This is a genomic window from Legionella shakespearei DSM 23087, assembly GCF_000373765.1.
GTDB classification, from domain to species: domain Bacteria; phylum Pseudomonadota; class Gammaproteobacteria; order Legionellales; family Legionellaceae; genus Legionella; species Legionella shakespearei.
The window spans coordinates 1-11258 of record NZ_KB892420.1 but is presented as its reverse complement, the minus strand read 5'-3'; the positions used below and the strand labels follow the sequence as shown (position 1 = coordinate 11258).

The following is an 11258-nucleotide window of genomic DNA, read 5'->3' as shown; positions in this document are numbered from 1 at the left end:
TTACCCTACCAACTAGCTAATCGTACGCAGGCTAATCTTAAAGCGCCAGGCCCGAAGGTCCCCAGCTTTTTTCCATGGAAATTATGCGGTATTAGCTTGAGTTTCCCCAAGTTGTCCCCCTCTTTAAGGTATATTCCTACGCGTTACTCACCCGTTCGCCACTCGCCATCTATCTAGCAAGCTAGATAATGCTGCCGTTCGACTTGCATGTGTTAAGCATACCGCCAGCGTTCAATCTGAGCCAGGATCAAACTCTTCAGTTCAATTCCTGTGCTAGACTCGTCTAGCTTCTTTACTTCTTTGTTTCTTTATCAAGCACTCAAAGGTGTTCAAAGTGCCCACACAGTTTGTCTTCTCTCTTCTTAATGAACGTTGCCCCGAAGGCGTGCTGCGTATTCTACTGATTTCGACTTCAGTGTCAAACACTTTTTTACTTTTTTTTAAAAAAAGTTACTTCGTAGAAATAATACGAGGAATGTTTAATGCAGATACATATTATAGTATAAATTTGGGTAATATGACCATTTTTATGAAAAAAAATAACACAAAACTAAAATATCGCGTTTAGAGCACATCGCTGCATTAGGTTAACCGCCTGAATTTACTTGAAGTTATTTCAGAACACATTAGGACATGCCATGACTAATTTTTTTTCATTTTTTATGAATTATTAGAAAAATCCTTGTCAGGTATGGTGATTTTCCTTTTTTTTTGTTACTCTTCGCAATTCAACTATGGTGGCTCTATTGGTTCCCTCGCGACGATAGATTGTGAACCCCGTCAGGCCCGGAAGGGAGCAGCGGTAACGATTGATTCGGGCGCCGAGGTGTAGCTCTTAGAGCTGCCACCCAACTTGTGAAAAATTGTATGAGCTATCTGGCACTTGCCCGTAAATGGCGACCACGCACGTTTTCCCAACTGGTTGGCCAAGAGCATATTAATAAAGCATTGATTAATGCTCTGAATCAACAACGCTTGCATCATGCCTATCTGTTTACTGGAACCCGCGGTGTGGGGAAAACCAGTGTTGCACGTATTCTGGCAAAAGCCCTTAATTGTGAAACAGGAATAAGTTCCGAACCGTGTCTTCAATGTGATGCCTGTGTGTCCATCGAACAAGGACGTTTCATTGATTTGATTGAAATAGACGGAGCATCCAAAACACGCGTCGAAGATACTCGTGACTTGCTGGATAATGTGCAATATGCCCCGGCTGGCGGCCGCTTTAAAATTTATTTGATAGACGAAGTGCATATGCTGTCACAGCATAGCTTTAATGCCCTGCTCAAGACGCTGGAAGAACCACCCTCACATGTTAAATTCATTCTTGCAACAACTGATCCGCAAAAATTGCCAGTCACCGTACTGTCACGTTGTCTTCAATTCAATCTCAAACATTTGGCAGCAGAATTGATCAGTCAGCATTTGCAACTCATCCTGAATGAAGAACAGGCTGCATTTGAAATTGCAGCTCTGGATATATTAGCTCACGCAGCTCGTGGCAGCATGCGTGATGCGTTGAGTTTGCTGGATCAGGCCATCACTAGTTGTGATGGCATGCTGACAGCCAGTGATGTCAAAATGATTTTAGGATATACGCAGCAAGATTACGCACTAAAGCTGCTTTCTGCTCTGGCAGAGCAAAATGCTTCTGCCTTATTGACATTAAGTCAGGAAATAGCTGTTGAAGGCAGTCATTTTCAATATGTTCTTGATGAAATGCTGAATCATCTTCACCACATTACGGTTTACCAGAGCATAGGCGATAATAATCCGTTAATTAGCCCAACGGAGCATATTAAATTTCTCGCGAAACAATTTTCCCCAGAAGACATTCAGTTATTTTATCAAATAGCCTTGAAAGGCAAGGAAGAAATACATCTTGCCCCAACTTTGACAATAGGCTTTAACATGACCCTATTACGCATGTTAACGTTCAGGCCGGCGCCTAAAACACCAGTACCACATTTGGCTTTTCAGGAACTGAAACCTGAGCACAGTACAGTGAATTCTGTCATTGCAGAAACAGAGACCGTTACAAAGACACCTGATGCAGCTGAAACAGCAGTTATCAGAGAAGAAACACCTGCTGCCGAACAAATTGATGCAAGAGAGCCAGTGGATTCCAATGATGATGTAAATACTCCTTTGGAACAAAAACCAGCAGTGCCTTCCCTGGAAATAAACAGGGACTTGACTATTGATGCAACAAACTGGATCCACATCATTCCGCAATTAAAATTATCTGGCTTTGCTTTGAATGCTATAGAAAATGCAGAATTTGTAAAGCGCGATGGGCGTGAAGTCACCCTCAGAGTAGCTAAAGGACATGAATCGTTGTTTACTCCGTCTACTCTGGCACGAATTGAAACAGCATTAGCTGATTATTACCAAAGCCCTGTAAAAATTATTCTCAACAGTAAAGAGGCAGTGCAAGCTTCTCCTGCTCAGCAAAAGGAACGTGCGACCCAACAGAAACAACAAAAGGCAGAAGAAGCGTTACATAACGATCCCGTTTTTCAGCAGCTGCAACAAGAATTTTCAGCTGAATTGGTCAAAAATTCTATTGTCCCGCTGAAAGATGACTTATAATAGTATAACTAACCCTAAAAAATGAGGCCGTGATGGATATTAATCAAAATCTTGGTAATCTGATGAAAGAAGCGCAAAAGATGCAGCAACGCATGCAAGAAGCGCAGCAACAATTAAGCCAGTTAGTAGTCAGTGGCGAGTCAGGTGGTGGCATGGTCACCGTTAAAATGAACGGTCGTCATGATGTGACTGAGGTTAAAATTAAACCTACATTGATGGACGAAGATGTAGAAATGCTGGAAGATTTGGTAGCAGCAGCAGTCAATGATGCGGTACGTAAAATCGAAAAAGCATCTAAAGATAAAATCAGCCAATTAACAGCCGGTCTTAATATTCCTACTGATCTTATGGGTGGCGATAAAGGCGATGAAGGCGATAAAGAGGAATAAGCCTGAACATGGATACACTCAACCGCCTGGCAGAAGCTCTTCGCTGTCTTCCAGGCGTAGGCCCAAAATCAGCACAACGAATGGTGTTCCATCTTTTGCAATACCAAAGAGAGCGAGGCTTGCACCTCGCTTCTTGTTTAGAAGCAGCAATGACAGGCATCAGCCATTGTCAGCAATGCAATAATTACACAGAACACCCCCTATGCTCTCTGTGCCAGAATTCTGAACGGGATACAACCATGCTTTGTGTTGTGGAAAGCCCTGCAGATGTTTCGGCAATAGAGCAAAGCAATGCTTTTCAGGGAAGATATTTTGTCTTAATGGGAAAAATATCACCTCTTGACGGTATAGGCCCTGATGATATTGGTTTACCAAAGTTGAAAACCCTGATTCTTGAGCAGCAAATCCAAGAGGTTATTCTTGCTCTTAGTCCCAGTGTTGAAGGACAGACAACGGTGCATTTCATTCATCAATTATTAAGAAATGAATCAGTGAATATCAGTCAATTAGCACATGGAATACCTTCTGGTGGTGAATTAGAATTTTTAGATGGGAATACCATTGGTAGCGCCCTGAGAAACAGAGCGGCAATTAATGTTTAATCCTGGAAAAAATAATATCCTGATTCAGTTTAGCCTGACCCTTCTATTGTTTCTCAGCGCGGGCTTAACTTATGCATCTTTTCATAAAAGTTTATGGCCTACATGGGAAGTGAATAACCCACTTTCCAAAGAAACCATTTCTCATCAGTTATGGCAAGAGTTCCTTAATAAGCATGTATCTGTTAATGATGAGGAAATTAACCTGGTTGATTATGGAAATTTAAACCAGCAGGATTTGGATTCACTCAAGGAATACATCAAATATCTGTCTCAAATAGACATTTCCAATTACAACCGACAAGAACAACTGGCGTATTGGATCAATCTCTACAATGCATTAACAGTACAAACAGTAGCCAACTATTACCCTGTAGCCAATATTCAGGAAATTAATATTTCACCAGGATTATTCAGCGTAGGCCCATGGGGAGCCAATCTTATAACCATTAATAATACTCCATTAAGCCTGGATGATATAAATAATCGTATTATCAGACCTATATGGAATGATCCACGTACCCATTATGCATTAAATAATGCAACCATAGGGGCACCGAATTTGAACAAACAAGCTTATTTGGGTTCACAAATCGAAGAACAACTCAACACATCAGCTACTTCATACATTAATTCATTCCGCGGAGCCCAGGTAATAGAAGGCAAACTGATAATCTCCAAAATCTATGACTGGTATGAGGAAGACTTTGGTGGAACCAAAAAGGATGTCATTAAGCATTTGTTACAATTTGCCAGGGAACCGTTACTAAGCCAGTTAAAACATACCAATACTATCGACAGCTACATTTATAATTGGCATATTAACTCCTTTTCCGATCCTTCCCCATGAAACAATCGCAGAAATCCATTTCCTCTTTTTTGCATTTTGCATTATATAATTTATGTTTTTTGGGATTACAGTTAGCCCTGATTTACTCACATTCAGGCAGTCTGGTTCATTCGATACCACTTCCCTGGGAAATTTATCTGGAATTTTTTGGTACCTTAATGGTACATATCAGCTTGTATCTGATGCTCTCAGTCATTCAAACCTGGCTGTTAACAGGTATTTTAAACCGTCCCTGGCATCATTTTTCTTTGGAGCAGTGGCAGATCATTATCTGGTCTTTATTCGCAGCGGCTATACTCAGCGCCAATACTTATTTCTTTCCCCTTAGTATCTTCAGTAAACTGTTTTCGCCCCCAGTTTCAGAGTTCTGTATTTTAATAGTGCTCTATTTTTCCCTGCTTGGTTTAAGCCTTTTATTACTGAATAACTTATTTTATCGCAGTACTCTGCGTATCCTCATTATTGCTATTCCCATTGTGGTTTGTTTCATTTGGTTCGATTTAAAACCTGTCGCAGGCACAAATCGTAATACCCAACCTAATATTATTATCCTGGGTATTGATTCGTTAAGCCCGGAAAGTGTGAATAGAAAGAATATGCCTTTTCTGTCTCAGCTATTGGAGAGCAGTGTTCAATTCACTAATGCCATTAGTCCTTTAGCCAGAACTTATCCCGCCTGGTGTTCTATACTGACAGGTCTGTATACAGAACATCATCATGCCGAAGAAAATCTGGTCGCTAAAAATACGGTAGACAGTCAGGCAAGTATCATTTGGCAATTAAATCAAGCAGGCTATAACACGATTTATGCAACTGATGACAGACGCTTTAATAGCATTGACAGAGATTTTGGTTTTCAAAAAGTTATTGGCCCCAAACTAGGGGTTAACGATGTGATATTGGGTTCTTATAATGATTTTCCTTTGGGGAATTTGCTGATTAATTTTCGGGTAAGCTCATGGCTGTTTCCCTACAATTACTCTAATCGCGCCAGTTATTTTTCTTATTATCCTGATACTTTTAGTGAAAAACTGGAAAGAGATCTGTCGCTGCAACCTAAAAACAAGCCTGTTTTTCTGGCAGTGCATTTTACCCTTCCACACTGGCCTTATGCCTGGGCCAAATCCTTACCTGAGGAAGTCAATAATGAATTTAGCCTTACCAAACGGGATAAATTGTATCAAAGTGCGCTGAGAAGAGTAGATAAGCAATTCCATTCCTTTTACTCTTATCTGAAAAACAATGACTATTTCACTGACAGTTTAGTCATTATTCTTAGTGACCATGGTGAAGCCTTATATTATCCTGGTTCAAGACTCACTAATTATCAGAACTATCAAAGCCTTTTAAGCAGCAGATTAGCAGAATATTTCAAAAATAAAACAGCCACAGAACTGGATAAAAGTGCCGGCCATGGTTCTGATATCTTAAGCCCCAGGCAATACCATAGTGTTTTAGCATTTAATATTTATAAAAATGGCAAGATGCTAACCGGGACAGGAACAATTAAAACCAGAGTAGCATTAATTGATTTAGCCCCGACCATACTTGCGTTTTTAAATATGCAAAGCGCTGCAAATATGGATGGCATTTCATTATTGCCCTCAATAATGAATCCCCGCCAAAGCGTACCACAACGTACTTTTTTTATAGAAAGCGGTATGTACCCCAATCAGGATTTTTCCAAAGAGAAGGCTATAGAATTAGGTCACATTCTGTTTCGGGTCAATCCGGATAATGGTGAACTTGAATTAAAGCCCAACGAATTAATCAACATTAATAATAATAAATTATATGGTGTAATCCAGGGAGATTGGATTCTGGCACTTTATCCAGATGACACCAGTTATATCCCGGTAATCCAAAATCTTTCCACAGGGGAGTGGATTGATGATTTACATAGCGACTTTGCGCAAAAAACTCCAGCCGCGGAACTGACCAAAGAATTGCAGAAATTTTATGGTAAAAAATTAGTGCTCCCTATTCCTTAGTCAGGCTCTCACAGGCTCTGTAGCCCGTATTAGCGAAGCGTAATACGGGAATTTTCCAGGAACTTCCGCCCCTCCTCCAGATCTACGTCGTCCTGAGCGCGTCTTTTGGCGCGAAGGACGACGTAGATCTAGCTGTCTTCCACAAAGCCAAATAATTTTTCTATGGCATCACTCACAGTGACGGTTTCTCGTCCATAAATGGCAATTATTCTGAAAACAGCATCCCGGTTGCGTCGCCCAGCCTGAAGATAGGGTTTTGCCAAATCATAAACATAAGGCTCTGTAGTGACATGCCGGTTTTTTAATTCCATCCGCAATGCCTCCATCACACATTGCAACGCCTGAAATACAGAAGCTACAGCCTTTTTCTCAGCCATGTTAAGCTCAGGAAGCCAATCAATGGGCTTGCCCTGAACTATGGTAAACAAGGTATAGAGCAAATAGCGACTGTCGTTGTTAGCAAAGTATCCATATAAATTCAAACAATCTGTGGTCGTCAGCTGACGGTATAAAAGAAGCATTTCCTGACGAAAAGCAGAAACCTGCTCCGCCGCATCAACACAGTCACTCGTTAACCGTTGCTGTAAAACCATTACGGCGTCAATCAAGCGATTAGGATTAAACCAAAATTTATAAGCACGTCCCAAATCATGTAATCGTTCTATAATAGTTTCTTGCTCATTTTCAGCGGTTACTTTTACTTTAAGAGATTTTACGGCTAACTGGATATTCACTCTAAACTCCTGATTCACCTCAATCATAATTCCTTGCGGTAATTCATCACCATGAAATAAAAAATCAATTCCAGGTTTTAAACCATGCTGGAGAGCGGTGCTGTACAGCTGTCTTTGCAAAAGTTCTATAGTCTCGTGCAACAATCCCAGGCGCATACGGACTGATACCAGCTTTTCAGGATGAATTAACTCATTAAATAATTTATCCGGATACAATTTATAGAAAAAAATGGAATTGGCGAGATTAACAAATTCCGCATCAGCAAAAAAATCTAATGCACTTTGCTGCTCTTTTATGCTCCAGTCACGAAATAATAAAGAGGGCTCCATGCCCCCAATGTGATTTTGATTCCAAAGAGTAACCAGCCCGGACAACCAGTGATTTGAATCATGGTGATGAAACAGGCGCAACAATTCATGAGCAGGCAGCTGAATGACAAAACCAGGCTCTGGCGGTAATGCTGTACTGCTACTTTGTGTGCACTGGTGGTAATGAGAGGCAATTTCAATAATCAGTTTTGTTTCTTCTTCCAAACTGGCTGTTTTAGATAATTGCTGCTTTAAACAAACGATTAAACTATGTCGCTCATGCCAACTCATTGTTTTAACTTGTTCTGACAACTCAATAAAATCGACGTTACCAGGAGCATGAATCAATTTCAGATAATCCATATATCGACTAGCCAAAGTGCGACATAAAGAATCCACTTCATCGGGGCAATAAACAAGTTCACTATGAACATCTAAATACTGGTGAAGGCGGCTCTCCAGATGTTTTAATTCATATTTAATTTGCGCTTTGGCCCGATAATCATCCTTAACAAACCAATGCGATAAACCAGGTGTATTTTGAGTCATCCATTTCTCCTCAAGCATCTTCCTGTAGCTCGAACTTTAACAATAGCATTGAAAAGAAAAATTTGCGCTATGATCTTCGCTAAACAACGCAAATACTTGAATAAAAATGAACTATTCACAATAATTATCTAAAATTAATTGCAAGATAAGGATAATCTTGCCAAAATTAAAGCACTATTTTAACCGTGAGGAGGAAATTGATGACGCAGCACCAGTATTTGCTGATGATTGACACTACTCCTGTCAGTGCGGACTTAAAAGATTATTTTGCCAAATTTAATTTAGGTATAGTGGAACAAAAAACGCTGCATCCTATACATTTAGAACACGGCTTACCTACAGCCATTCTGATTAATTGGTCTATTTTAAAAAATGAGCCGGATACTATCGGCCAGTTCTATAATAATTATCCTGTGCCATTAATCATTATCAACGACAATCCTGATGAAGAAACGTGCATCACTATGCTTGAAGCAGGCGCAGATGATTATATGACCAAACCACTTTATCCCCGTGAATTGCACGCTCGAATTGGGGCAATTACCCGGCGCGTTATCAGAGCACAACAAAAGGCAGCTCATGGCAAAGAGGTGCTTATGTTTACCAATTGGCGCCTCTATCCGGCATCACGACAGGTTTTTGGAGAAAATAATCAGGAGCTCTTGCTCAGTGCGGGGGAGTACGACTTGCTCCTTACTTTTGTACAGCAACCACAACGCGTTTTAGACAGGGAATTCTTACTTCAAATTACTAAAAATACCGATCTCACCCCTTTTGACCGAAGAATCGATGTACAGATTAGCCGCTTACGTCAGAAAATAGAAACAGATGCCAAAAAACCTGCCTTGATTAAAACCATTCGTAATGGTGGTTACATGTTTACAGCCCGAGTTGTTACTTTAAAAGAAAGTGATGCTGAATAAACACGACGTTCTTTAATCCACACATAAACCTGAGTAAAACGCTGATTAGAAAATTTGCTGCGATTCATGGAAAAATAGGTAACTATACTAAATACTTAATAGAGAAGATTGCCCATTAAATATGATGAGAGAATAAATAATGATAAAACAAGTCATACTCATCGGCTGTGTCATTTTTGGATTTGTATTATTACTCATCTATATCTTTCAGCGGCACTTAATTTATTTTCCCGATCGCCATATTCCTGATTTAAAGGCTTATCATGCCCAGGATATGGATGTAGTGACATTGAAAACCAAAGACAATCTGACACTCAAATCCTGGTACAAACCTGCAGCAAAGAATCAACCTACCTTACTTTATTTGCATGGCAATGCGGGAAACATAGGCTATCGTATGACACTGGCACGAAAATTTCTTAAAGCAGGCCTGGGAGTCTTCTTACTCGAGTACCGTGGTTATGGCGGAAACAGGGGCAGTCCTAACGAACAAGGATTTTATGAAGATGGGCAAACAGCTTTAGACTTTTTGCAGGAACAAGGGATAAAGCCCTCTCAATTAGTGCTTTACGGTGAATCATTAGGAACTGGAGTAGCCACAAAATTAGGCAGCGAACATGCCGCTTGTGCCATTATTCTGCAATCTCCATTTACATCGCTGCCCAATGTGGCTCGCTACCATTATCCATGGGTGCTCATGGAACCCTGGGATAAATATAATTCATTGGAGCGTATTAAAACAATTCACACGCCACTGCTTGTTTTACACGGAAAACTGGATCGTATAATACCTTACACTGATGGATTAGCGCTGTTTGATGCGGCAAATGAGCCCAAAAAAATGCTTACATTCCCCAACAAAGATCATAATAATTTATGGAGTGAACGCAGCTTTTCTAACGACATTATCCAGTTTATTGAAGAACACTGTAATTAATTAACAAATTCCTCTTGTGTAACTGTTCCGCTTCCTGACGGTCATATCTTTATACACAAGTAATCACAATTAGCATATCATTCGCTCATTCAAAGAATGAGCGAATAAATAAATATGTATAATTGGGCTGAGTTAGAGATTCAAGGTGAAGATTTTGGAGATAAGCGATTAAATAAACGTTTTACAAAGTTACTTGAGAGTTTATTTAGTTCACCCAGTAAAAGCATCCCTGGAGCCTGTAAAGGTTGGGATGAGACGATCGGTGCCTATCGTTTTATAAATCATCATAAAATAACGCCGACCAAGATATTAAGGCCCCATCGAGAGGCCACTTTATCCAGGATAAAAGCGCAAGAAGTGGTACTTATTCCGCAAGATACCAGTGACGTTGATTTTAGTGGGCATGAATCCAAGATTAACATGGGTTATCTAACCCAAAAGAATAGCCGTGGCTTTTATATTCATCCCAGTGTTGCCTTTACTCCTGAGCGATGTTGCTTAGGGACTATAGATTTACAACTATGGATACGAAGTGAACTAGGCACGAGAGAGGATAGAAAGAACAGAGAAGTCGAAGAAAAAGAAACGTATTGTTGGTTAAAAGGCTATGAAGCGGCTAATGAAATAGCAAAAGCTGCACCGAACACCGTAATCGTAAGTATCTCTGACCGTGAAGGAGATATTTACGAAGTCTTAGAGAAACGACCCAACGAACATAACAAAGCGTATTGGTTGGTACGATGCCAGCATGACCGTAAAGTGCTTAATAAAGATACCGGTGAATTTAATGCAAAATTGAGACAGTCTGTTGAGGGTGGCGAAATAAAAGGTCATATTGAATTTGAACTACCTGCCGGAGAGGTGAATAGGAATAGTAAGGCCAGGCATAAACGAAAAGCCCGCCTTGTGAAACAAGAAATACGATTTAGCCAATTGGTGCTGAGCCCTCCCAAAAGAGCTAATACACCCCTTGAACCAACTCCAGTCTATGTGATACATGCCAAGGAAATTAATGCTCCTGACGGCGAAAAGGCCATTGAATGGTACCTTTTGACCAGTTATCCCATTCAAACAGCGGAACAAGCAACAACACTGGTAAATTGGTATCTATGCAGATGGCAAATAGAGATATTTTTTAAGGTACTAAAATCAGGATGCACGATTGAAGAGCTTCAATTTGAATNGTTAAGAAGCACGGCAAATAGTCTTGCTCTTTATATGATTGTCACTTGGAGAATCTTGTTTTTAACCATGATGGGAAGGACTTGTCCTGAGATAAGTTGTGATGTCTTCTTTGATGAATGTGAGTGGAAGTCTGTTTATGCCGTGCTAAAAAAAGAAAAACCACCCAAAGTCCCCCCCTCTCTTAATGATATGATTATAAT

The 11258-nt window shown here is 40.2% G+C and carries 9 protein-coding genes, 1 rRNA gene and 1 other RNA gene; 9 read left to right on the top strand and 2 right to left on the bottom strand.

Annotated features, from left to right (window positions below):
• A 16S ribosomal RNA gene (locus tag B094_RS0112175) occupies positions 1–263 on the bottom strand; the annotation flags it as partial.
• Positions 264–744: 481 nt separating this feature from the next.
• Here B094_RS0112175 and ffs point away from each other — a divergent pair.
• The 6 genes from ffs (at position 745) to B094_RS0112150 (ending at position 6421) form a co-directional block, all read left to right on the top strand.
• Positions 745–841: signal recognition particle sRNA small type (gene ffs, locus B094_RS17055), an RNA gene on the top strand.
• Positions 842–867: 26 nt separating this feature from the next.
• On the top strand, positions 868–2592 hold the full coding sequence (gene dnaX / locus B094_RS0112170) for a DNA polymerase III subunit gamma/tau (RefSeq protein ID WP_018578089.1): 1725 nt from the start codon (positions 868–870) through the stop codon (positions 2590–2592).
• Positions 2593–2624: 32 nt separating this feature from the next.
• Entirely contained in the window at positions 2625–2981 is a 357-nt protein-coding gene (locus tag B094_RS0112165; protein ID WP_018578088.1) for a YbaB/EbfC family nucleoid-associated protein, read from the top strand.
• An 8-nt stretch (positions 2982–2989) separates the two neighbouring features.
• Entirely contained in the window at positions 2990–3583 is a 594-nt protein-coding gene (gene recR / locus B094_RS0112160) for a recombination mediator RecR (protein ID WP_018578087.1), read from the top strand.
• Entirely contained in the window at positions 3576–4430 is an 855-nt protein-coding gene (locus B094_RS0112155) for a DUF547 domain-containing protein (RefSeq protein WP_018578086.1), read from the top strand. The genes recR and B094_RS0112155 overlap by 8 nt, the downstream gene beginning before the upstream one ends.
• Positions 4427–6421 carry a sulfatase-like hydrolase/transferase gene (locus B094_RS0112150; RefSeq protein WP_018578085.1) on the top strand — a complete coding sequence of 665 codons (1995 nt, stop codon included), beginning with the start codon at positions 4427–4429 and terminating at the stop codon, positions 6419–6421. Before B094_RS0112155 ends, B094_RS0112150 begins: the two co-directional genes overlap by 4 nt.
• 128 nt (positions 6422–6549) lie before the next feature.
• Here the strand turns inward: B094_RS0112150 and B094_RS0112145 are convergent, their stop codons facing one another.
• Positions 6550–8013: a hypothetical protein gene (locus B094_RS0112145; RefSeq protein ID WP_018578084.1), complete on the bottom strand. Its 1464-nt coding sequence runs from the start codon at positions 8011–8013 to the stop codon at positions 6550–6552.
• A gap of 200 nt (positions 8014–8213) precedes the next feature.
• On the opposite strand from B094_RS0112145, the gene B094_RS0112140 reads away from it, so the two are divergent.
• The 3 genes from B094_RS0112140 to B094_RS0112130 all read left to right on the top strand — a co-directional run.
• Positions 8214–8936: a winged helix-turn-helix domain-containing protein gene (locus B094_RS0112140; RefSeq protein WP_018578083.1), complete on the top strand. Its 723-nt coding sequence runs from the start codon at positions 8214–8216 to the stop codon at positions 8934–8936.
• 139 nt (positions 8937–9075) lie between these two features.
• Positions 9076–9873: an alpha/beta hydrolase gene (locus B094_RS0112135; protein WP_018578082.1), complete on the top strand. Its 798-nt coding sequence runs from the start codon at positions 9076–9078 to the stop codon at positions 9871–9873.
• Between the two features lie 114 nt (positions 9874–9987).
• The coding region (locus B094_RS0112130; protein ID WP_018578081.1) for an IS4 family transposase at positions 9988–11258 on the top strand (1271 nt) is incomplete at its 3' end.